This is a genomic window from Flavobacterium aestuarii (assembly GCF_040049115.1).
GTDB classification, from domain to species: domain Bacteria; phylum Bacteroidota; class Bacteroidia; order Flavobacteriales; family Flavobacteriaceae; genus Flavobacterium; species Flavobacterium aestuarii.
The window spans coordinates 119,357-144,039 of sequence record NZ_JBDLZZ010000001.1 but is presented as its reverse complement, the minus strand read 5'-3'; the positions used below and the strand labels follow the sequence as shown (position 1 = coordinate 144,039).

General features: G+C 34.1%; 16 protein-coding genes and 1 other RNA gene. 10 read left to right on the top strand and 7 right to left on the bottom strand.

The window, feature by feature from the left end:
* The first annotated feature begins 17 nt into the window (after positions 1-17).
* The gene (locus ABEG11_RS00500; protein ID WP_348822237.1) at positions 18-2,219 is read left to right on the top strand and encodes an ATP-binding response regulator; all 2,202 of its coding nucleotides are present in this window, start codon (positions 18-20) and stop codon (positions 2,217-2,219) included.
* Between the two features lie 83 nt (positions 2,220-2,302).
* On the opposite strand, the gene ABEG11_RS00495 is transcribed toward ABEG11_RS00500, so the two are convergent.
* Positions 2,303-3,553 (bottom strand): DEAD/DEAH box helicase, encoded by a 1,251-nt coding sequence (locus tag ABEG11_RS00495; protein WP_348822236.1) that lies wholly within the window; start codon positions 3,551-3,553, stop codon positions 2,303-2,305.
* A gap of 108 nt (positions 3,554-3,661) precedes the next feature.
* A complete protein-coding gene (locus ABEG11_RS00490; RefSeq protein ID WP_348822235.1) occupies positions 3,662-4,702 on the bottom strand; it encodes a formimidoylglutamase in 1,041 nt (346 codons plus the stop codon).
* 87 nt (positions 4,703-4,789) lie between these two features.
* Here ABEG11_RS00490 and ABEG11_RS00485 point away from each other — a divergent pair, with 87 nt between their 5' ends.
* The gene (locus ABEG11_RS00485) at positions 4,790-5,665 is read left to right on the top strand and encodes a DUF8428 domain-containing protein (protein WP_348822234.1); all 876 of its coding nucleotides are present in this window, start codon (positions 4,790-4,792) and stop codon (positions 5,663-5,665) included.
* 56 nt (positions 5,666-5,721) lie between these two features.
* Here the strand turns inward: ABEG11_RS00485 and hutI are convergent, their stop codons facing one another.
* Together hutI and ABEG11_RS00475 are read right to left on the bottom strand one after the other, a co-directional pair.
* The gene (gene hutI, locus ABEG11_RS00480) at positions 5,722-6,957 is read right to left on the bottom strand and encodes an imidazolonepropionase (RefSeq protein WP_348822233.1); all 1,236 of its coding nucleotides are present in this window, start codon (positions 6,955-6,957) and stop codon (positions 5,722-5,724) included.
* A gap of 118 nt (positions 6,958-7,075) precedes the next feature.
* Positions 7,076-8,125 (bottom strand): glutaminyl-peptide cyclotransferase, encoded by a 1,050-nt coding sequence (locus ABEG11_RS00475; protein ID WP_348822232.1) that lies wholly within the window; start codon positions 8,123-8,125, stop codon positions 7,076-7,078.
* An 87-nt stretch (positions 8,126-8,212) separates the two neighbouring features.
* Between ABEG11_RS00475 and ffs the strand changes: the two genes are divergently transcribed.
* From ffs to fsa, 3 genes are all read left to right on the top strand, one after another.
* An RNA gene (gene ffs / locus ABEG11_RS00470) (signal recognition particle sRNA small type) lies at positions 8,213-8,310 on the top strand.
* A gap of 138 nt (positions 8,311-8,448) precedes the next feature.
* On the top strand, positions 8,449-9,252 hold the full coding sequence (locus tag ABEG11_RS00465; RefSeq protein ID WP_348822231.1) for an SDR family oxidoreductase: 804 nt from the start codon (positions 8,449-8,451) through the stop codon (positions 9,250-9,252).
* Between the two features lie 237 nt (positions 9,253-9,489).
* Positions 9,490-10,146 carry a fructose-6-phosphate aldolase gene (gene fsa, locus ABEG11_RS00460; RefSeq protein WP_348822230.1) on the top strand — a complete coding sequence of 219 codons (657 nt, stop codon included), beginning with the start codon at positions 9,490-9,492 and terminating at the stop codon, positions 10,144-10,146.
* Positions 10,147-10,352: 206 nt separating this feature from the next.
* On the opposite strand, the gene ABEG11_RS00455 is transcribed toward fsa, so the two are convergent.
* From ABEG11_RS00455 to ABEG11_RS00445, 3 genes are all read right to left on the bottom strand, one after another.
* Entirely contained in the window at positions 10,353-11,792 is a 1,440-nt protein-coding gene (locus ABEG11_RS00455) for an MFS transporter (RefSeq protein WP_348822229.1), read from the bottom strand.
* A 298-nt stretch (positions 11,793-12,090) separates the two neighbouring features.
* Positions 12,091-12,792, bottom strand: a complete 702-nt coding sequence (locus ABEG11_RS00450) for a LytR/AlgR family response regulator transcription factor (RefSeq protein ID WP_348822228.1) — start codon at positions 12,790-12,792, stop codon at positions 12,091-12,093.
* Positions 12,782-13,822, bottom strand: coding sequence for a sensor histidine kinase (locus tag ABEG11_RS00445; RefSeq protein ID WP_348822227.1), 1,041 nt, complete (start codon positions 13,820-13,822; stop codon positions 12,782-12,784). Before ABEG11_RS00445 ends, ABEG11_RS00450 begins: the two co-directional genes overlap by 11 nt.
* Before the next feature lie 272 nt (positions 13,823-14,094).
* Here ABEG11_RS00445 and ABEG11_RS00440 point away from each other — a divergent pair, with 272 nt between their 5' ends.
* The 5 genes from ABEG11_RS00440 (at position 14,095) to ABEG11_RS00420 (ending at position 24,673) form a co-directional block, all read left to right on the top strand.
* A complete protein-coding gene (locus ABEG11_RS00440) occupies positions 14,095-17,142 on the top strand; it encodes a SusC/RagA family TonB-linked outer membrane protein (RefSeq protein WP_348822226.1) in 3,048 nt (1,015 codons plus the stop codon).
* A gap of 12 nt (positions 17,143-17,154) precedes the next feature.
* The gene (locus ABEG11_RS00435) at positions 17,155-18,735 is read left to right on the top strand and encodes a RagB/SusD family nutrient uptake outer membrane protein (protein WP_348822225.1); all 1,581 of its coding nucleotides are present in this window, start codon (positions 17,155-17,157) and stop codon (positions 18,733-18,735) included.
* A 533-nt stretch (positions 18,736-19,268) separates the two neighbouring features.
* On the top strand, positions 19,269-21,206 hold the full coding sequence (gene nagB / locus ABEG11_RS00430; protein ID WP_348822224.1) for a glucosamine-6-phosphate deaminase: 1,938 nt from the start codon (positions 19,269-19,271) through the stop codon (positions 21,204-21,206).
* Positions 21,207-21,309: 103 nt separating this feature from the next.
* Positions 21,310-23,382 (top strand): beta-N-acetylhexosaminidase, encoded by a 2,073-nt coding sequence (locus ABEG11_RS00425; RefSeq protein ID WP_348822223.1) that lies wholly within the window; start codon positions 21,310-21,312, stop codon positions 23,380-23,382.
* A gap of 202 nt (positions 23,383-23,584) precedes the next feature.
* Positions 23,585-24,673 (top strand): glycoside hydrolase family 18 protein, encoded by a 1,089-nt coding sequence (locus ABEG11_RS00420; RefSeq protein WP_348822222.1) that lies wholly within the window; start codon positions 23,585-23,587, stop codon positions 24,671-24,673.
* Positions 24,674-24,683: the final 10 nt, after the last annotated feature.

Below are 24,683 nucleotides of genomic sequence, written 5' to 3'. Positions count from 1 at the left end.
GAAAAAAAACTTCTATTATGCCCCTAATAAGGATAGTTTTAATAATTGCTTTGTGGTTTAATATTTTTGGGATTGCAATTGGGCAAACGATATCTCCTAAAAAAGAAATTTCCAAATTAATTTCATCTGCAATTAAGCATAGAGAAGCTGGAGATTTTGAAAAATCACTATTGATTTCAAGGATAGCTTTGCGCAAGGCAATATTATGTAAAGACAATGTCCTTATTGCTAAAAATTATAATAATGTAGCGGCAAATTTTAATGCTCTTGCAGAATTTGACAAAGCCATTTTTTACTACAAAAAAGCTTTGAATTATGCCAATCTGACTCAAGACGATACAATTAAGCAAAGGGTTAATAATAACCTTGGAAATATGTATTGTTTTGAAAAAAAGAAATACGACATTGGGATTCTCCACTATAAAAAAGCTATTGAATACGGTAAAAAAATTTCCGATTCTTCTCAATTGGCTTTTACAACACTCAATCTCACCTGGGCACTTTTTGATATTGGGAATTTTAAAGAGGGGGAGGAGGGCTTAAAGCATATTAATGCATATTATGACAGACATAGAAGTGATCTTACTGTTGTAGTGCTGAAAATGCTTAACGGCATGTATTATAATTTTAAAAATGATGATTTAAAAGCAGGCTTGTACTTTAATGAAGCAATTCGGCTAGGTGAAAAGTTAAATGAAAAATCAGATTTATCATATGCACATTTAGAATACTCCAAGCTTTTGTTAAAATTAAAAGATTATAAAAAGGCTTATGAGCATTTAGATGCATATACGCGCCTCAATGAAGATATTTATGCTGAAGAAAAGTTAGAAAAAGCGAATGTTGAAGGAATTAATTTTCAGCTGGATGAGTATAAGAGGACTATTGATAAGATAGAAAATGAAAAAGATCTTCAGTTTCAGAGCTTAAAAAAATCAAGAATTATTGTTTTACTTTTCATAATAGCCATATTTGTCTTACTGCTTTTTTTAAATTCCTTAATTAAGAATAATAAATTCAGATTGCAGTCCAATGCAGATTTATTGCTTGCTAATGAAGAGCTGATTATTGCTAATAAAAAAGCTGAAGAATCTGCCTTGTTAAAAACACAATTTGTCTCTACAATAAGCCATGAGCTGCGGACTCCCTTGTATGGAGTAGTAGGTATTGCTGATTTATTGCTGGAAGAACACAAAGAACTGGCTAAAAGCCCGCACTTAAACTCTTTGAAATTTTCGGCACGTTATTTATTATCATTAGTAAATGATATTCTGCAGATTAATAAAATCGAGGAAAATAAAATTGTTTTGGATAAAATGATTTTTAACTTAAGTGATGAATGTCATATGATAAAAAATTCACTATCCTTCATTGCAAAAAAAAACAATAATAATATATTTATTGATATAGACCCTTTGATTCCCGAGAGTTTAATTGGTGATAAACTTCGATTTGCCCAAATTTTGATGAATCTGGTCAGCAATGCTTTAAAATTTACAAAAAATGGCAAGATTGAAATAATAGCTAAACAACTTAGAGTTCAAGATGCTATTCATTCTATAGAGATTAAGATAAAAGATGACGGAATAGGTATTGCTTCTTTAGATCAGAATAAAATTTTTGATAAATTTGTCCAAGTAGGCCGCAAAGAACTGGATTATCAGGGTACTGGGCTGGGACTCTCTATAGTGAAAAGATTGTTAGAGCTTTTTGGCAGTGATATTACTGTTGAAAGCGAATTAGGAATGGGTACAGTGTTTACATTTTGTATTGATTTTGAATATAATTCTATGAAAAATAATGAAATTATAAGTAACATACAGGTCGATTTGACCTCTAATCAAATGTTTAAAGTGCTTGTTGTCGAGGATAATCACATCAATCAGATGATAACGAGGAAAACTATCGAAAGAAACAACTATTCCTGCAAAGTAGTTGATGATGGTTTTAAAGCTTTAGAAATTCTGGAAAAAGAAGAGTTTGATATTATCTTGATGGATATCAATATGCCTTTGATGAACGGATTTGAAACTTCGAAAAGAATCAGATTAATGGATATTCAGACTCCTATTGTTGCATTGACAGCTTTTGATAAAAACGAAATAACAGATGAGGCGATAATGGCAGGAATCAATGATATTATTGTGAAGCCATTTGAATCTGTTCAATTATTTAAAGTATTGAACAGCCTTATTATGAAATCCAAAAGCCTTGTCTGATAATTAATGTATTGACTATAAAAAAAGCATCTTTAATTTTTTTAAAGATGCTTTTTAAATTATTATCACAAGGTTTTAACTATCTAGTACCATCGCTTTTTATTTTGCTTTGACGCATTCGATTTTCTGGATTTGTGAGCGCCTCCGCTTCTGTTTGAATTTTTAGGAGGATTGTTATCTGAAGCAGGATTTCCAGAATGCCAAGGGTATGGGTGATTATCTATGGTGTTAACATTTACTTTTATAAGCTTTTGGATGTCTTTCCAATAATCTTTTTCGTCTTTGCTGCAAAAAGAAATTGCTATTCCGCCATTTCCAGCACGGCCAGTCCTTCCTATACGATGAACATACGTTTCGGGTATATTGGGCAAGTCAAAATTAATGACAAAAGGCAGCTGATCAATATCAATACCTCGGGCAGCAATATCTGTTGCTACCAGCACTCCAACTTCTTTGTTTTTAAATGCATCTAAAACACGTTGTCTTGCGTTTTGTGATTTATCACCATGAATAGCCTCGGCAGGAATATCTTTCTTTCTTAATGCTTTTACCACATTGTCTGCGCCATGTTTTGTTCTGGAAAAAACAAGTACATTAGATAAATTTTCATTTTTTATCAGATGGTAAAGGAGGTTTCTTTTTTCTGTTTTTTCAACAAAATAAATACGCTGTTCCACATTTTCTGCGGTAGACGAAACTGGTGATACTGTTACGGTTTCAGGATCTGTCAGAAACATTTCGGCCAATTCTCTTATAGCTATTGGCATGGTTGCCGAAAAGAAAAGAGTCTGTCTGTTTTTTGGCGTGAGCTTTACAATTTTTTTTACATCATTTACAAAACCCATATCCAGCATCTGATCTGCTTCATCTAACACGAGTGTATGCAAATGATTCAAATCTATAAAACCTTGCTTGTGCAGGTCTAATAAACGTCCTGGGGTTGCTATAACAATGTCTACTCCGTTTTTTAAGGCGTCTACCTGAGGATTTTGAGATACACCGCCAAAAAGCGTTAATTGCGTCAGATTAGTGTATTTTCCATAAGTGTCAAAACTCTGCCCAATTTGAACAGCTAATTCTCTTGTAGGAGTGACTACAAGTGCCCGGATTACTTTTGCTTTTTTGGATGAGCCTACTATACGATGCAGCTGATGTATAATTGGAATGGCAAATGCTGCTGTTTTTCCTGTTCCGGTTTGAGCACAGCCTATCAGATCTCTTCCAGCCAAAACTACTGGTATGGATTGCTCCTGAATAGGTGTTGCTTGTGTATAGCCTTCTTCAAATACGGCTTTTTGTATACTTTTTGAAAGTGATAAATCTTCGAATAACATATTTTTGATATTAAATATCCTGTATTTAGTACATAGATAAGGTCGCAAAGATAGTGTTATTATTTTGGATGAAAATTTTTTTGCTTTTAAGATGTAATTTTCTGTAATTTATGCTTCAACCGAATTATTTGATTTCATAAAGTCGGTTACCAAATAGCCAATAAGCTTGCCAATTAAATGGTTGTTTTTATCTTCTCCTAAATCTGGTGCACCTTCGCAGATATGCAAATAAGCAGCATTTTTATTTTTTGCGAAAAAAGAAACAAATTGACGAAGCTCTTCAATTGAAAAACCGCTCAAAGTCATTGCGCTGCTTGCTATATTTGGTATAGCGTCCAGATCGATTTCAATGCCAAATGGGTCATTCTTAATAAAGTCTAAAGCTGCAGTCATTTCTTCAGAAAAGATTTTCTCCTTTCGGATATTGACACTGTCGTAGGTATTGTATCGAACTCTGTCTTCAATTTTCTTTATGATATCTAAAACATTTTTGGAAGTGTAGTTTTCATGCAAGCCAAAAATGAAATATTTTTTTAAAAAACCTTCTTCAAAAGCATATGAGAAACCATTGCCGCTATGCCGTCCTTCTAATATTCTAAAATCGGAATGGGCATCAAAATTAACAGCATTTATTGCTTTTCCTTTAGCCAGAGCGGCTCCTTTTATATTGCCATATGAATTATTATGGCCACCGCCAATTATTATTGGAATTTTGCCTGATTGAATGATTTTGCAGATAATATGGGAAACTTCTTTGTCAATTTTTTCTACTAATTGGCTTAATTTAGATCTGTCATCAATGTCATTAAAGTCAAGATTTTCGACTTCTTTCATTTCCTGCTGCAGATTCAGGTGCCCCAGAATAATAATCTGATTGCCTTTTGAGAATCGGTTATGCTGGATATTAGCAATACTTTGTATTGCACTCTGCCATGCAGATGCGGCTCCGGGTCTTCCATAATTTGCCCTGACTCCTATGTCTTCAGGTATGCCAAATAAAACGAATCTGGCTTCACTGTTTTTTATGAAATTAAAGGGTTCTGCATCTTTTGGTACGACAATTATTTTCTCTCCAAATTTAATTTCGCCACTTCTATGGCTTGTTATTTTGGCAAGGTCATTTATACTGAATGTAATAAGTTTTTCCATAAAAAAAATATTTTTCAAAAATAATATAATTGAATTAAGTTGCGTTATATATATTATTAAATTTGTAAAAAACAATTATATTTCAACATGGAAAATCAAAAAAACAATTCAAGTCTAAAAGCTGTAATAGCTGTTTTGGCTATATTATTAGTAGGTAGTTTAGTTTATATTTTTAAAATGTCTTCAGAGGTTGAAACAGTGCATACTGAGATTGTAAAAGTAGGTTCTGAGAAAGAGTCTGTAATGAAAGATCTGCAGGATCTTAAAGCGACTTATGATGCCGCCTTGTCTGAAAACACATCTATGTCTGAAGAGCTGCTGCAGGAAAGAGACAAAGTAGTAAACTTGATGGATGAGCTTAAAAAATCAAATGGCGATATGTCTAAATACAGAAACCAGGTGAAATCTCTCCAAGGCCATATGAAAGAATTGATGGCTGAAAACGAAGGTCTTAAAAAACAGAATGTTACATTGACTTCACAACGTGACAGTACAGTGGTTGTATTAGGCGAAGCAAAAAAATTCAATGAAGTTTTAGTTGGTCAGAATGAAGAGTTATCTAAAACTGTTGAAAAAGGTGGTAAATTATCTGTTTTAAACTTGCAGACTGCAGCCTATAAATTAAAAAGCTCTGGAAAAGAGATAGCAACCGATAAAGCGAGCAGAGCAAATGTTCTTAAAATTAGTTTTACTATAGCTGAAAATTCAATTGCAAAATCGGGTGATAAAGATTATTACGTGCAGGTAATCGACAGCAAAAATAATGTTTTGGGAGAAGCCAAAAGAGTGACTTTTGGTGAGAAAGAATTGACTTACAGCTTTGTTTCAAGTGTGAAATATGAAAATAAAACAGTTCAGGTTTCTCAAGATTTAGCAGGAAAAGATTTTGCTAAAGGTTTATATGCAGTAAATGTATTTGATAAAGACCAATTAGTTTCAAGTACTAGCTTCTCCTTAAAATAATGGAGTAAACAATAATAAAAAGAGCGGTATTCTTTAAGAGTATCGCTCTTTTTTTGTTAGTATATTTTGCCTTCTAAAATTATATAATCAATTAAATTACTTCCAAAGGCATATGGTAATTGATAGTAGGAAGGGATTTTCTTTGTAATAATTAGATTGGCTTTTTTGCCTTTTGTAATGCTTCCATGTGTTTCAGCAATTCCCATTGCATAAGCCCCGTTTATAGTTGCAGCATTTATGGCTTCTTCAGGAGTCATTTTCATTTTAATACAGGCTGTGGCCACTACAAAATTCATATTTCCAGATGGAGTAGAACCAGGGTTATAATCTGTTGCCAGTGCCAAAGGAAGACCAGCAGTTATCATTTCACGCGCTGGAGTATAAGGGATACTTAAAAAATAGGAACAAGAAGGCAAGGCTACCGGCATTGTTTCGGTATTTTTTAAAGCTTCTATATCTTCAGGATTCATAATTTCCAAATGATCTACAGAAAGGGCATTGTGTTTCACCCCAGCTTGAATGCCGCCAATTGAATTGAATTGATTGACATGGATTTTTGGCTTTAAGCCAAATTGAATTCCCGCTTGCATAATCTGTTCCGTTTCTTCGACCGAGAAATAACCCGTTTCGCAAAAAACATCAATAAAATCTGCTAATTTGTTTTTGACTATTTCTGGCAGCATTTCATTAATGATTAAATCAATATACTCTTTTTTATTTTCTTTGAAAAGAGCAGGGAAGGCGTGTGCTCCAAGGAAAGTAGCTTTTATGGTTACTGGATAGTTTTGAGCTAATTGCTGGATAACGCGAAGCATTTTGAGTTCACCTTCAACGGTCAGTCCGTAACCAGATTTGATTTCGACCGCTCCTGTACCCAATTGTATAACTTCTTCAAGACGTTCTTTGGATTGGTTGTAAATGTCTTCTTCTGAGGATTCGTTCAGCTTTTTTGCCGAATTTAATATTCCACCACCACGATTGGCTATTTCTTCGTAAGTCAGACCATTAATCCGGTCAACAAATTCCTGTTCGCGATTTCCTGAATATACAATATGAGTGTGGCTATCGCACCATGAGGGCAATATCATTTTTCCAGCTGCATCAATAGTGTTATCAGCTGATGCTTTTGGTAAATCATCCATAGAACCAAAATCAGCAATCAAATCGTCTTTTATCAATAAAAAAGCATTCTTAATTGTTGGTAAAACAGCCATGTCTGCTCCAGAAACTTTTAAAATAGTATTTTCGCGAATTTGAAGCAGTTCTTTTATATTGATAATAAGAGTAATCATTTTTTGTTGATATTATATAAAACACAAATTTGCTCCGCCTATTCCCTTCGGTCGAGTCACAAATTATCACGTAATAATTCGTGAAATCTGTGAAATTCGTGTTTGTGTTATTTTTTTGTTATTCAGAAACTGTTATTTCAAACATTTTGTCCCAATTTTTTCCAGTAACAAAAATGGTTTTGGTTTTTGGGTTATAAGCAATTCCGTTTAAAAAATCTCCAGCAGTAACATTCACTAATTTTCGCAATCCTGACATGTCCAGAATCCCTTCAACAGCACCTGTTTTTGGGTCTACAACTGCAATGGCATCTTTTTCGAAAACATTAGTAAATATTTTTCCATTAATCCATTCCAGCTCATTGATGGCTTTAACTTTCGAATTTCCAGAATATACATTTATATAATCAATCATTTTTTGCGTAGCCGGATCCATTCTCCAGATTTTTTCTGTTTTATCAGTCTGGTAAATATAGGTGCCGTCATTAGTCATTCCCCAGCCTTCAATATCTTTATCGTATGTGAATGTTTTTTCTAGTTTTAACGTTTTGGCATCATATACAAAACCAGTTTTTTCCTGCCATGTTAATTGGTATAATTTACCATTAATAAAAGTTATGCCTTCCCCAAAATATTTAGAATCTAAATCAATCTGTTTGTAAATTTTACCGGTTTTATAATCGTATTTTCTAAAATAAGACTTTCCTTTTAGCCCAGTACTTTCACACAAAGTGTCATTATGAAATTCAAATCCTTCTGTGAACGATGCCGTGTCATGCGGGAAGGTATTTACGATTTTGTATTTTAATAATTTTGGGGTAACATTGGAGACTATTTCAATTCTTTTAGTGGCATCTGATGAATCTGAGCCAAAATACACGGTTGCCTTCAGGAATTGATACCCTAATTTTTGGTCTTTTAATTCAAATTTAAATTTTTCTGAACCTTTTGTGCTACCCACTTTTTTGTCGTTTACAAAGTAGGCAATACTATCGATTTCTTTCGATTTTGGATTTAAAATACCGATAGAAACTGATTCTGGAGTAGTAAAATGGGCAGGAAAAGCTGAATCATCAATAGTAAATATAGAATTTTCACCTTTTTTCGTATCTCCACATCCAATTAATGTGGCTCCTAATAAAATGGCAATTAATAAGTTATGTTTTTTCATGTTTCTAATTTTAAAGAGACCAATATACAACGTTATTTTATTAGAGCAAAGTGCTTGCAAAAATATAAAAAGGTTGTATATTTGCACCGGCAAGTCCTACACGACCAGCTCCTGCAGACTCCCCCAGGATGGGAACATAGCAAGGGTACGTGGTTGAGCGGTGCGATGTAGATCGCTTGCCATTTTTTTCTTTTTTTAATCCAATATTTTTTGAATATAGTCTTCCCTCGGGAGGATTTTTTTATTTTTACCCTTTACTAAGTTTGTTGTTTATTGTTTCGCGTTAAACAAAAACAATAAACAAAAATAACAACAAACAAGAAATGAATAAAGTAGTATTAATTACAGGAGGATCATCAGGAATCGGGAAATCTATAGGTGAGTTTTTGCATCATAAAGGGTTCGTTGTTTACGGAACAAGTAGAAATCCCGAAAAAGTATTGAATTCAGTTTTTCCATTAATTGCTTTAGATGTTAGAAATACTGATTCTATTCAGTCGGCTGTGAGCAGAGTAATTGGTATTTCAGGAAGACTGGATGTTGTGATTAACAATGCCGGCGTTGGTATTACGGGGCCTTTGGAAGAAATTCCAATGGAAGAAATTAAAAATAACTTTGAAACCAATTTTTTTGGACCAATAGAAGTAATAAAAGTCGTGCTGCCACAAATGCGTTTGCAGCAATCTGGACTGATTATTAATATTACATCTATCGCGGGATATATGGGGCTGCCGTACCGCAGTGTTTATTCGGCTTCGAAAGGAGCTTTAGAGTTAATAACTGAGGCTCTGCGCATGGAAGTAAAACCATTCGGAATTCAGATTACAAATATAGCGCCAGGTGATTTTGCTACTAATATCGCTGCTGGCCGTTTTCATGCGCCGGTAATAGAAGGTTCGGCTTATGAGACATCATACGGAAATAACTTAAAAACCATGAATGAACATGTAGACGGCGGAAGCAATCCTAATGTAATGGCAGAAGCGGTTTATGCGGTTATTCAGAATCCAAACCCAAAAATTCATTATAAAGTTGGTGCTTTTATGCAGAAGTTTTCTATTGTATTAAAGAGAATTCTGCCCGACAAGATATATGAAAAAATGCTCATGAATCATTATAAAATTTAGATTTGAAAATAATAAAGTGATTAGAATTTGAATTTTGTTTTTTGAAATTGAAATTGCCATTGAAATTACTGCTGTTATTGATATTGATTTTGTAATTTTGCAGCTGATTTTGCGTGAAGGATTGAAGCGGCATCCTTTTATTTTTTTCTTTAAAAAATAAAAGATACAGCGGAAAGCCTGTTTTGCTTTTTCGGCAAACACGCCCAAGAATGGAACACAATTAAATATAAATATATTATGAAATTTTTTATTGATACGGCTAATTTAGCTCAAATTAAGGAAGCACAAGCTCTTGGTGTTTTAGATGGTGTAACGACTAATCCGTCTTTGATGGCTAAAGAAGGAATTACAGGAAAAAACAATATTTTGAAACATTATGTTGATATCTGTAATCTGGTTGATGGTGATGTAAGTGCCGAGGTAAATGCTTTGGATTTTGAAGGAATGGTGAAAGAAGGTGAAGAACTTGCTGATCTGCATAATCAAATCGTTGTTAAGCTTCCTATGACTAAAGAAGGTGTAATGGCTGCAAAATACTTTTCTGATAAAGGAATTAAAACGAATGTAACACTAGTATTCTCAGCAGGTCAGGCTTTATTGGCTGCCAAAGCAGGTGCTACTTATGTTTCTCCTTTTGTTGGGCGTTTGGACGATATTTCTACAGATGGTTTAAACCTGATTAGTGAAATTAGAGAGATTTATGATAACTACGGTTACGAAACTGAAATTTTAGCTGCTTCTGTGCGTCACACTATGCATATTGTAAATTGTGCTAAACTAGGTGCTGATGTTATGACAGGACCGCTTTCTGCAATCTATGGTTTGTTGAAACACCCATTGACTGATATAGGATTGGCTCAGTTTGTTGCTGATTTCGAGAAAGGAAATAAATAAAGCCAGGATACAGTTTTCAGGCTGCAGGAATTCAGCCAATATAACATTTATCTACAAAAAAGTCCCATTTCACAATTTTGAAATGGGACTTTTTTTATGACTTTTAAAAAGGTTTCAGTTTTTTTACTGACTTGATTTAAGATTAATAAAAATCCCATTTTCAGCCAAGAAAATGGGATTTTTAGAATATATAAACTGGATTTTTTTTAGTGTCCTCCAGATATTTTTTTATCAAAATCGATGCCGTGTGCTTTTAAAATAGCACTTACTTTCCAGGCATAGAATGCAAGATAAGCGAAGCAGATAATACCAACGATATAACTTGATTGTATTCCGATAATTTCGGCAATTTTTCCTTGAAATACACTTACAAAACCACCACCCATAATCATCATGATAAGGAAGCTGCTTCCTTGGCTAGTGTGTTTTCCTAATCCGCTTACTGCCAAAGTAAAAATACAAGGCCAAAGGGTACTGCAAAACAAACCTACACTAGTAAAAGCGTAAACGCTGATCATTCCAGTAGTTACCATTCCGACTGCTGTTGCCAGAATACCTAATGTAGAAAAAATCAACAGCATTCGGGCTGGATTTCCTTTACTCGCCATGTCAGCCCCTATTAATACTAAGATTACTAATCCGTAAACGTAAAAAGGAGTTAAATCGTGATTTGCCAATGCATTTACTGCTAAGAAAACTCCAAATGCCAAGTAAGGAGCCAGGAAACGTAATATTTTAAGCAGACTCATATTCTCGGTAAATGCTTCAACTGCTCCAGTCCAGCGTCCAATCATTAAACTTGCCCAGTATAAAGAGATGTATGGAGCAACGTCTTTGGTTAAAAAACCTAATTTACTTTCCATATAAGCTGGCAAGTTACTTGCTGTAGAAACTTCAACACCAACATATAAAAATATTGCAATCATACCCATAACCAATTGAGGATACTGCAATGCTGATTTTTTTACTGCTGTTTTATCCTGTGAGTCATCCTCTTCGATTAATTCTGGACGCTCTGGAAGCGAAGAGAATTTTAATAAAACTGCCACAACTAAAAATGCCAATCCTAAAATTAAATATGGAATTTTAACGCTTTCAATACTTGCATCTGTATTGGCATTAGTACTTGATCCAAAAATAGCAAAACTTACAATCAGCGGTCCAATTGTAGTACCAAAATTGTTTATACCGCCAGCTAATGTTAAACGCTGCGAACCCGTTTTAATAGGTCCTAATGCAATTGCAAGCGGATTTGCAACTGTCTGCTGAAGTGAGAAACCCAGACCAACAATAAAAAGGCCGGCCAGCATAAGTGTAAATGATCCTGTATTTGCTGCTGGATAGAATAAAAGTGTTCCTAGTGCAGAGATAAGCAGTCCTAGTGATAATCCATTTTTATATCCGATTCTGTTTACTAAATCTTCTTTTATGATAAATGAAACTCCCATATATATAAGAGAACCAACAGTATATGCGATGTAAAAAGCAAAAGCAACTAATTGACTTTCTCCCTGTGTTAAATCAAAAGCTTTTTTGAAAACAGGTATAAGAATGTCGTTACTTGCAGCGACAAATCCCCAAAAGAAGAATACGGTAACTAAGGGGATAAACTGTCCCCATTTGGTTTGTGAATTTTCTGAACTCATAATTTAAAATTTAATTTTTTTTTGGTTATTATTAACTTTTTGATGCTGCAAGACTGTAAATATATTTGTTAAGAATTTCAAAAAAAAATTTTAAGATATAAAATTTTACACTTTTAAATAAACGGCATTATTTTGTCAACTAAAGGCAGTTTTATTGCTTTTTTTAAAGTAAAAAATCGTTGTAGACCTGCATTTTTTATATAAAAAATAGAATGTTTTTGACAGTAATATAAATGTAAAAAACACACTAAATAAAACATCAGGGGAATGTTTTTTTTTGCCATTATGGAGGTCTGGGTTATTCCAGGATTTTGGTCTTGACTTCTTTGCTGTAATTTCTTCCAATAGGAATGGTATATGACAATATTTGTATCCTGTTTCCTTCTATAGATTTTACTTTATTTAATGCAATTGTATAGGATTTATGAATGCGCATAAAACGATCCGATGGCAGTTCATCAGTCAGAGATGTTAATGATTTATGTGTAATATATGTTTTTTCGGGAGTAACTACTTTAATGTATTCTTTCATTCCCTCCACAAAAAGAATTTCATCAATATTGATTTTTACCATTTTTTTATCCACTTTGATAAATAAATGGGGTTCGATACGATGATTTTCAATCTTAATATTGTTTTTTAACTGATGTTCAGCTTCAATTTTATGAATGCATTTTATAAAACGTGGCAGTGGAATTGGTTTTACTAAATAGTCCAATACTTCGAGATCATAACTTTCGGCAGCAAATTCCCGGAAAGCAGTTGTAATAATGATTCTTGTCTTTTTCTCGAGCAGGCTTATTAATTCAAAACCTGTCATCATTGGCATATTAATATCGAGAAATACCGCGTCGACATTATTAGAATTAATAAAATCAAGTCCTTCTAATGAGTTATTGAATGTACCAATTACCTCAAAATCTGTAAAATTAGAAAAGTAATTAAGCAGGACTTTTATAGCTAAAGGCTCATCATCTATTAATACACATTTAATCTTCATTATATAAAGGGATTTGCATTTTGATACTATAAAAGTTGAGTTTTATTTTTTGCTGAATAACAAAATTATTCTTGAAAATAAGTTTTAATCTTTTTTTGGTGTTCGATAAACCTATTCCTTTTTTGTTTCCAATTGGTGGTGAAATTACAAAATTATTTATTATTTCAAATTCCAGCTGAGAATTTCTTACCCTGAAATTGATTTTGATTTTAAGCCTGTCGTTGTTCACGCCGCCATGTTTGAATGCATTTTCTATTAGAGATATGAATAATAATGGCGGAACATTTACATTGTCAATGTCAGATTCCAGATTGATTCTCACTTCTACATTTTGGAATCGGAGTTTCTCAATTTCGATATAATTCTGTATATAATCGATTTCCTTAATCAAAGGCACAAATTGGTCATCATCGACATCATACAATACATATTCCATTAAGTTGGACAGCTTTATAATTACATCTGGAACTTTGCTTGATGATTCTAATGAAAGTGCATACAGATTATTGAGGGTGTTGAAAAAGAAGTGTGGCTGAATCTGATTTTTCAGATATTTTAATTTTATTTTATTCTGATTCTCAATAATTATTTTGTTGCGGTCTCTTTCCTTAAGCCATGTCAGCATTAAATAAATAGATGACGCAACGGCAAGCACATAAAGCTCTCCAATACAAACAGCAACAATATGATTAATCTCGAATGGGCTGTAATCTCTATTGGCTTCGGGCCAGATATTTTTCGAAATGATATAATACGTCAGTCCAGTTTTTAACAAATATACCAAACCCAGGCTTGCAATTAATGAAAGTGTGTATTTAACATATTTCGATTTTAGTACAAACATTGGAATGAGTATCAATAAATTGAAATATACCAGCGGAATGTGGAGTGCAAACTCAATTAAATTAGATTTGAATGAGTAGTTATAATCGTTAAAATAAGCTCCCCATCTTAAGAAGTTGAGCATGAAATAAATTAGCCAGAACCATATATGATTTTGGAGTTTAATGTGGAAATCTATTTTCTTCATTATAATGGCTGAATAATAAGTTTTTTAATAGGAGATACTGATATTATTATGCAACAATAATCATTTTGTTATTAAAAATGGAGTTTCAGTAAATAAAAAATTGTAAAAAGGTGAATATTGTAAAAAATGTTCAGAGAGAAAACGTTTTCGAGAAACGTATTATTGATTGAATTATGTCGTTGGTTTAAAAAAGGGTGCTGTTGGTTTAATTTATTTTTTTTAACAGTATGTTAAGAATAATTTTACCCAATAACTAACAAAATAATTTAAAAATGAGAAAAATTTTTTTAATCGCAATGGTTATTTTTTCTACGCAAGCTGCTCTTGCTCAAGTGAAAACAATCAAGGGTCTGGTTACTGATGCACAGGGTGTTCCTTTGCCATCTGCAAATGTTACCGTGAAAGGAGAGTCAAATAGTACTGCCACTGATTTTGATGGAAGCTTTACAATTGAGGCAAAAACGGGAGCTGTACTGGAAATTTCATATTTAGGATATGAATCCAGAAGTGTAACAGTAGGAGAGTCCCAGACTATTAATGTGAAATTGAATGAAGCAGGTTCTACAGCTTTGACCGAAGTAGTTGTAACTTCATTGGGTATCAAAAAATCCAGAAAGTCTTTAACTTACTCTGCACAGGAATTAAAAGGAGAAGATCTGGTTAGAGCAAAAGACCCGAATCTAATGAATACTATAGCTGGTAAAATAGCTGGAGTTGCAGTAACTAAAAGTGCTGGTGGTACTGGAGGTTCTACAAAAGTTACTATTCGTGGAAATTCATCTACTACAAACAACAATCCTTTATATGTTGTAGATGGAGTTCCAATGCTGAACATATCTTCTATTCAGCCAAATGATTCATTTGGTTCTACCCAAGGTGGTAACCGTGATGGTGGTGATGTTATCGGGTTATTAAATCCAGATGATTATGAAGGTATGACAGTGCTTAAAGGTGCATCGGCAACGGCTTTATATGGTAGCCAAGGTGCTAGAGGTGTGGTATTATTGACTTCTAAAAAAGCAAAGGAAGGAGTTTCGTCTTTCAGAGCATCTTCTAATACTACAGTTGAAACTGCGGCTTATCTGCCTAAATTCCAGACTTCGTATATAGCAAAACCAGGTGCAGATGAGTCTTGGGGAGCGGCTCAAAGCACACCAGATCATACTAGAGACTTTTTTGAAACAGGAGTGACTCAAATATCTTCTTTTGGTTTTTCTACAGGATCTCAAAATTCAGCTACTAATCTTTCGTATGCCAATACTACTGCTAATGGTGTTATACCTACAAATAGTTTGAGCAAAAATAACTTTAGCATCAGACAAATGGGGAAATTCTTCGGTGATAAATTAACAGTTAATGCGAATGCAAATTATACCTCTCAATATGTAACAAACAGACCAACAAGCGGTTTGTACTTTAATCCTCTTACAGGTTTATATTTGATGCCAAGAGGATATGATTTTAACGAATATAAAAATAATTTTGAAAAATTTGATCCAGGAAGAAACATGATGGTTCAGAATTGGATGACTAACAGAGACATTGAACAGAATCCATATTGGGGATTGAATCGTAATAAATCTGTTGATGGTAATCAGTACATAAACGGATCTGTAGGTCTGAACTATAAAGTTAATAACTGGTTATCTATTGGATCACGATATAATTATGATAGAGTAACTTCACAATTTGACAAAGAAATTTATGCTTCTACACAAGGAACTCTGTCTCATGCAAATGGCAGGTATATCAGTATTGATGATGTGAGTTCTCAAAATTACGGTGATTTGATTGCTACAATTAATACTAAAATCAATGAAGATTTTACTTTTTTTGCAAACATAGGTACTAGTTTTACAAAAACTTCTATAAATGATGAAACAGTCTTAGATTCTGATCCATCTGGTTTGGGTATTGCAAACTGGTTTACACTTCATAACTTTAATTCAAATACTGGTAATTATCAAAATTATGGCTATCGCAGAGAGCAGCAATCAGTATTTGCAGCAGCAAATTTTGGTTACAAAAACATGTTATACCTTGATGTTACAGGACGTAATGATTGGTCTTCGACCTTAGCTAATACTGGAAATATGTCTTTCTTTTATCCATCTGTTGGGGCAACAGCCATCTTATCCGAAATGTTTACTTTTCCAGACGCAATTACATTTGGTAAAGTTCGTGCTTCTTTTGCGCAGGTTGGTAATGATGTACCTGCATTTTACACTTCACCAACTTATACATATACAGCTGCAAACCCACAAAATATAAATCCAACTGTAGGGCCAAGACCAGGAACCACATTGAAGCCAGAAAGTCAAGGTTCTTTTGAGTTAGGAACTGAATGGAGATTTGTTAACAATAGATTCGGAATTGAGTTAACTTATTATAGTAATAAAACTGAAGATCAGTTACTAACAATTCCAGCTCCGTCTACAAATGCTGAAGGTTACCAGAATTACGCTTACAATGGCGGTGTAATTGAAAATAATGGTATTGAAGTATTATTGAATGCTAAAATTATTGATAATGATAAGTTTAAATGGGATGCTACAGTAAATTATTCAAAAAACACTAACAAAGTTTCTGGATTACCAGAAGAATTGGGAGGAACAGTTATATTGACACAGCCAGGTGTAAACAGCTATAGATATTCATTAATTAATGGCCGTCCATTTGGAGTTATTGAAGGTATCAACCTAAAAAGAGATGCTCAAGGCAGAGTATTATTGAATGAAGATGGGTCTATTCAAAAAACTGGTTTTGAAGAAGTAGGAAACGCAAATCCAGATTATATGTTAGGGCTTTCTAACTCCTTCAAATATGGTAATTTCTTTTTAAACTTTACAATTGATGGACGCTTTGGTGGAGATGTAATGAGCTTGACTGAAGCTGTAAATGATAAGTTTGGAGTTTCTAAAACAACAGGAGATGCTAGAGACGCTGGAGGTGTAGCGATTGATGCAGTTTATGCTCCAGGTACAACAAAAGCTGGACAAGCTTTTGCAGGAAAATACAATGCAGAAAGTTATTATAGCCAAGTTGGAGGCAGAGAAGGTGCTACAGGAGAGTATGTTTACGATGCTACTAATGTAAGTTTAAGAGAATTGTCATTAGGATATACATTTGATCTTAAAAACAGCAAAATTTTCAAGACAGCTAATTTGTCTTTAGTTGGTAGAAATTTATTTTTCTTCTACAAAGATGCACCATTTGACCCAAATATTTCTTTGAGTACAGGGAATGGTTTACAGGGAATTGATGTTTATGCTGCACCATCAACAAGAAGTGTCGGTCTTAATTTAAATGTAACTTTTTAATCTTATATCATCATGATACTAAATAAAATAAAAACAACTGCTATATGTGCTTCCTTGCTAGCTGCAGTAAGTTGTACAAGTGATTTCAACGAAATTAATACCAATCCCACTGGGATTACAGCTAAAGATCTTGAGCAGGATTTTAATCATGTAAAAGTTCCTTTTACTACAGTTTTTACAGGTATTTTCAATACAACACACTGGAAATACCAATTGCAGCAAAACTTGAGCGCAGATATTTGGTCAGGTTATATGGCTACACCAACTCCTTTTAAAGGAGCTGCAGGAGATAATTCAAATTATAATTTTGTTGATGGCTGGAATGGTTTTATCTGGAGTCTGCCTTATACTGATGTAATGGCAAATACTCTAAAAATCGAACAGAGAACAAAGGGTAAATATGATCAGTTTTATGCTATTTCATTGATTCTGAAAGTGGAAGGTATGCACAGAGTAACTGATGTTTTTGGACCAATCGTATATTCTCAATTTGGAACTACGGATGCAACAATTCCATATGATTCACAAGAAGAAGTATACACTAAAATGTTTTCTGAATTAGATTTTGCTGTTACTGAACTAACTAAAAGAGTAAATGCTGGTGAAGCTTCAACTTTTGGATCAGTAGATATGAGCGGCTACGGAGGTGATTACAAACAATGGATTAAATATGCAAATTCACTTCGTTTGCGTTTAGCCATGAGAATTGTTAAAATCAAACCAGCTTTGGCTAAAACTGAAGCAGAAAAAGCAATCAGCCAGACTTTTGGAGTGATGACTACAAATGCTGATATAGCTAAAATAATTATTCCAAATTTCATAGATCCTATTCTAACAATTTCAAAAGATTGGGGTGATATTAGAATGTCTGCTGATATGGAATCGATAATGGGCGGATATGAAGACCCAAGGCTTACCAAATATTTTAAAGGATCTGTAGATTTTCCTGGACAGTACAGAGGAATCCGTACAGGTATCAATATGATTGCAAAATCAGATCGTACGGGCATGTCTGAAATTGGTTCAATCGTTGGATCAAATGAAAAAGTCTTGATGACTACAGCTGAAGTGTATTTTTTAAGAGCTGAAGGTGCTTTAAGAGGATGGAATATGGGGGGAACAGCTCAGGCTTTATATGAAGCGGGTATTACGGCTTCATTCGCACAGCATGGTGCTTCTGGTGCTGCAGCTTATATCGCTGACAATGTTAAGACTGCCAAAAAATTTGTTGATGCTAAAGATGCTGCAAATAATGGAGCAGCTGTAAATAATGTTACTGTCGCTTGGGATGGTACGGCTGCTAATGAGGTGAAACTGCAAAAAATTATTACTCAAAAATGGATAGCAAACTTCCCAGAAGGGCAGGAAGCATGGTCTGAATATAGAAGAACTGGATATCCTAAATTATTTAGAATATTGCATAATACCAGCGGAGGAACAATTACTACTCAATATGGACCGCGAAGAGTAAATTTTGTACAATCGGAAAAAGACGGAAATCCTGGTGGAATTGAAACAGGCCTTGCAAAATTAGGAGGGCCTGATAACGGTGGAACCAGGCTTTGGTGGGATACTACCGGACCTAATTTCTAATAACCACAAATAGTTATTTTTTATTCCAGACAGTCTATATCGGCTGTCTGGATTTTAAAAAAAAGATTGAAAAATGATGTTGGGAAAGTTTTTAATGAAGCATTTAAAAAGATGCAGATTATCATTAAAAACGCATTGTTGATTGAATAATGCCGTTCGTTTATAAAAAAGATGTGTTGGTTTAATTTATTTTTCTGAAGACTGAAGACATTATAAATTTGCATTACAATCAACAAAAAAAAGTTAAAAAATGATGTTGCAGGATTTTTTAATTGAACAAAGGCAAATAAAGCCAGCCGCTCCGATTTGAAAAGCATTTCTGCTTAATTTTTTAAGAGCTTATAACTATCGAAATTTCTTTTTATTTTTTAAATAAAATTTATATACAGGCAAAACTCAAGCAGTTTTGCATCAAAAAACCTAATTAAGAATTAATTATAAATGTAAAAGATATGTGTATCTTTATAAAAATTAACATAAAAAAATAGAGATACAATAATTTTTGCACCATTTAAATATATAATAACAAAATCATGAGAACTACATCAAACTTAGGTAATGACATAAGCTTCAAAAAAGCAGGTCAGTTTGAGGACACCCGTTTCGAAAAAATTCATAACGTAATTTTTAAAAATGCAGCAGATGCTTCAATAATCGTTGCTCAGGAGATTGCGGACTTAATTCGCTCCAAACAAGAAAAAAATAAAAAATGTGTGTTAGGTTTGGCTACTGGATCTTCTCCTATAAAAGTGTATCAGGAGTTAGTGCGCATGCACAAGGAAGAAGGTTTGAGTTTTGATAATGTTATTACTTTCAATTTAGATGAATACTATCCAATGCCCAAGGAAAGCAATCAGAGTTATCATTATTTTATGCATCAGCATCTTTTTAATCACGTAGATATCAGACCCGAAAATGTTAATATTCCTGATGGAACTGTTGCTTTAGAAGACCTGAATCAGTTTTGTGTTGATTATGAAATGAATATTAAAAATGCTGGCGGACTTGATTTTCAGTTATTAGGAATCGGGCGTACAGGTCACGTAGGATTTAACGAGCCTGGATCACACATCAACTCTGGAACAAGAATTATTACATTGGATCATATTACCAAAGTGGATGCTTCAGGAGATTTTAACGGAATCAGCAACGTTCCTAAAAGAGCAATTACGATGGGGGTTTCAACAATTCTTAGATCCAAGAGAATTGTATTGATGGCTTGGGGGCAGAACAAAGCTTCTATTATCAAAAGAACGATTCAAGGCGATATCAGCTCTGAGGTTCCTGCAACATTTTTGCAGAATCATAATAATACTACTTTTGTTTTAGATGAAGGTGCCGCATCTGGTTTAACCCGATTGGAAACACCTTGGCTGGTAGGTGAGTGTATCTGGACAGAACAGTTAAAGAATAAAGCAATCGTCTGGCTTTGCCAGCATACTAATCAATCGATTTTAAAACTCACTGACAGGGATTACAACAATAACGGAATGTCTGATCTATTAGCTTCGGGCAGTTCGTCTTATGATTTGAATATTAATATGTTCAATGTACTGCAGCATACTATTACTGGCTGGCCGGGCGGTAAACCAAATACTGATGATTCCCACCGCCCTGAGAGAGCTGATCCTGCTAAAAAAAGAGTAATTCTGTTTAGTCCGCATCCAGATGATGATGTTATTTCTATGGGGGGAACCTTTGCAAAATTAATTAAGCAAGGACATGATGTACATGTGGTGTATCAGACTTCTGGAAATATTGCAGTTACTGATGATGAGGCTTTAAAATTTGCCGAAGTCTGCAATGATTTTACTGAGGGGAATAATTCAGGGATTAATTTTCAATCAGTAATAGATTCAATTAATTCAAAATCAATTGGGCAAAGCGATACATTGGAAGTCCGAAAGTTAAAAGGATTGATAAGAAGACGCGAATCTTATGCCGCTACGAGATATATTGGACTGAAAGATGAAAATACTCACTTCCTGGACATGCCGTTTTATGAAACAGGAATGGTTCAAAAGAAACCTTTAGGGCCGGATGATATTGCCGTTGTAAAAGATATTATTGAGAAAATAAAGCCTCATCAGGTTTTTGCTGCAGGAGATTTAGCCGATCCACACGGTACGCACGAAGTGTGCTTGAATGCCATTTTTGCAGCAATGAAAGAATTAAAATCAAAACCATTTATGAATGATTGCTGGTTATGGCTATACAGGGGCGCTTGGCACGAATGGGATATTCACGAAATTGATATGGCAGTTCCGTTAAGTCCAGATGAAGTGCTGTTAAAAAGACAGGCAATTTTGTATCATCAGTCACAAAAAGACAGAGTAATGTTTCAAGGCAATGATTCGAGAGAATTCTGGGTTAGAGCCGAAGACAGGAATAAAAATACCGCCAAGCTATATGATGATTTAGGTTTGGCCGAATATGAAGCTATCGAAGCTTTCAAACGTTTTGAGTACTAGTACTTGTTTTTGTTTTGTAATAATAAGTGCTGGACTTAAGTTTTTGCAGACTCTTAAGCTTGAGGATAGCACTGATTTTTTTTCTAATCCAATTTTTCTATAAATGAAATACGTAATATTTTTTTTCTTCGCTTCTTTTATCGCTTCGGCTCAAATTACTGCCGAGCAGTTAAATGTTATGCCATGGCCTCAAAATATTAGTCTTAATGAAGGCACATTTGCATTGACAAAGAATTTTAAAATAAATATTACCGGCGCTCCAAATGCAAGAATATTTGTAGGTGCAACTAATTTTTTGAGACGGCTGGATGGGAGGACAGGAATGTTTTTTGACCAAGGTTTTATAACAGGATTAAATGAATTTCCTGATGCTCAATTGCAGATTAATTGCGTCCGAGGCGGAAAAATAGAGCTTTATGAAGACGAAAGTTATTCATTGGATATTGCTTCAGGCAAAATTACTCTAAATGCGACTACAGATGTCGGAGCATTGCATGGGCTGGAAACGCTCTTGCAGCTTTTGCAAAACAATAGCAGTTCTTTTTATTTTCCAGTTTCAAAAACTTCCGATTATCCAAGATTTACATGGAGAGGCCTGATGATTGATGCAGCACGGCATTTTATGCCAGTTGATGTTATAAAACGGAATCTAGATGCAATGGCAGCGGTAAAAATGAATGTTTTTCACTGGCATCTGGTTGATGATCAAGGCTGGAGAATCGAAATGAAAAAACACCCGAAGCTGATTCAGATGGCATCTGATGGCAATTATTATACTCAGGAAGAAATCAGGAATATAATTAAGTATGCTTCAGACAGGGGAATACAAGTAGTTCCAGAAATTGATGTACCTGGTCATGGGTCGGCCATTTTAACTGCTTATCCGGAGATAGGAAGCAAGGTTGAAATTTTAAATTTTGGAAATGGTGAGAAAGCACAGCAGTTAAAACAGATACAAAAGTATGATCTTGAAAGGAACGCAGGAATTTTTACTCCCACGCTGGATCCTTCAAACCCCAAAACATATGAGCTGTTGAGTTCTATATTTGATGAAGTCTGCCCATTATTTCCTGGTAAATTTTTCCACATAGGAGGTGATGAAAATGAAGGAAAGGACTGGGACGCCAATCCAAAAATCCAGGAATTCAAAAAGAAACATAATTTAGCAAATAATCACGAATTGCAGACTTATTTTACCATGCAGTTAATTCCGATGCTGAAAAAGCATAATAAAGAATTAATGGGCTGGGAAGAAATTATGACCAAAAATATGTCCAAAGAGGCAATAATTCATTCTTGGAAAGGCACAAATGAAGGCCTTGCGGCAGGAAAATCATTAATTGAGGCAGTAACTGGCGGTTACAAAACCGTTTTGTCCAATGGGTATTATATTGATTTGATGTATCCAGTGGAGGATCATTATACTGTAGATCCAATGCCAAAGAGTGTCACATTGACTAGTGAACAAAAAGCCAGGATTTTGGGAGGCGAAGCTACTATGTGGACCGAATTGGTTACCCCCGCTACAATAGATTCCCGTATTTGGCCTAGAACAGCAGCAATTGCTGAACGTTTTTGGTCTAATGAAAAGATTACTGATATAAATAGCTTGCGCAAAAGGCTCAAAACTATTTCTTTTAGATTAGAAGAACTGGGACTGACACATCTAAAAAGCAAGGAAGCATTGTTAAGAAACATCAGTAATAATCAAAAAAATGATGCTTTGCTGGATTTGTCAAATGTTTGCGAACCGCTAAAAGGTTATACTCGTAATAGTGAAGGCACCGAATATAAAATGTACTCGCCATTAACATTATTTGCAGATGCCTGTACTTCGGATGCATCTGATGCATTAGATTTTAACCAAGCAGTTGCTGCTTATTTAAATGATAAGTCGGCCGAAAATCAAGCTGTAGTCACAGGTTATTTGAATAAATGGGTAAAAATGAATTCTGATTTAAATGCTTTAAGCAATAATGCACCTCTTGTACAGCCGCTTTTGCCATTGGCCAGAAACTTGAATGATATTTCTCAGCAGCTGCTGCTGAAAATTGAAAAAAAGCAAAATGTCAATGCCACACTATTGAATGAGTTATTGGAGAGATGTAATTCTAAAGAACACGCTGATGTTGAATTAGCGGTATATAACAGCTTGAAAAAATTAGTTCAAGTCTAAAGTTTAATTCAAAAATTAAAGTTGAAATTGTTAAGATTGAGTTTGGTTATTTATATTTTACTATGATTTCTTTATTTTGAATTGGTATTGTTTTCTGTAGAAACAATATACTGAACCTGATAATTCGTTATCAGGTTTTTTTACTTGAAGTTTTTAAACTATCGCTTTTAGTATGGACTGTTAATCTTTTAAATTATAATAAATGAAAAGCTTAAAAATATATATTTTATTGTTTTTACTTCCTTTATGTGCGAATGCCCAAAACAAACAGAATTTATCTGTAATTGCTTATTATATGGGCGATGACAAGCAAATTGACAAATTTGATGTGTCAAAACTGACTCATATTATTTTCAGTTTCTGTCATCTAAAAGATGGAAAATTAAGCGTAGACAGTGCAAAAGATTCACTTGCAATAAAACATCTGGTCTCCTTAAAAGATAAAAGTCCTAAGCTGAAAATTATGCTGTCTTTAGGAGGCTGGGGAGGCTGTGAGCCTTGTTCGGAAGTTTTTTCAATTGCTGAAAAAAGAACAGTTTTTGCAAAATCAGTAAAGAATGTTAATGATTATTTTAAAACTGACGGCTTAGATCTAGATTGGGAATATCCAGCAATCGAAGGTTATCCTGGGCATTTATATCAAACTGCCGACAAGGAAAATTTTACACAATTAATTATATCACTCCGCAAAGAATTAGGAACCAGAAATGAGCTGAGTTTTGCGGCAGGAGGTTTTCAAAAATATTTAAATGAAGCTGTCGAATGGGAAAAAATAATGCCATTAGTTGATAGGGTAAATATCATGAGTTATGATTTAGTCAATGGATATTCTAAAGTTACAGGGCATCATACGCCTTTGTTCAGCGCCAATTCAAGCGGTGATTCAGCAGATCATGCTGTCAATTATTTATTGAAGCTGGGAATACCATCCAGAAAACTGGTAATTGGAGCCGCATTTTATACCCGTGTTTGGAAGGAGGTAAATAGTGTTAATAATGGGCTGTATCAGTCTGGTGTAGCAACAAATAGTGTTGATTTTAAGGATTTTGAGACTTCTTTTACAAAAGAAAACGGATGGAATTATTATTGGGATGATAAAGCTAAGGCTCCTTACTGGTACAATGAGAAAGAAAAATTATTTGCCACAGGTGATGATATTTCGTCTGTAAAGGAAAAAACAGAATACGCCATCAAAAAGAAACTAGGAGGAATTATGTTTTGGGAGCTTACTTTAGATAAAAATCAAAATGGAATGGTTGATGCAATTAACAGCGTGAAAAAATCTAGATAAAAAGTAAAGA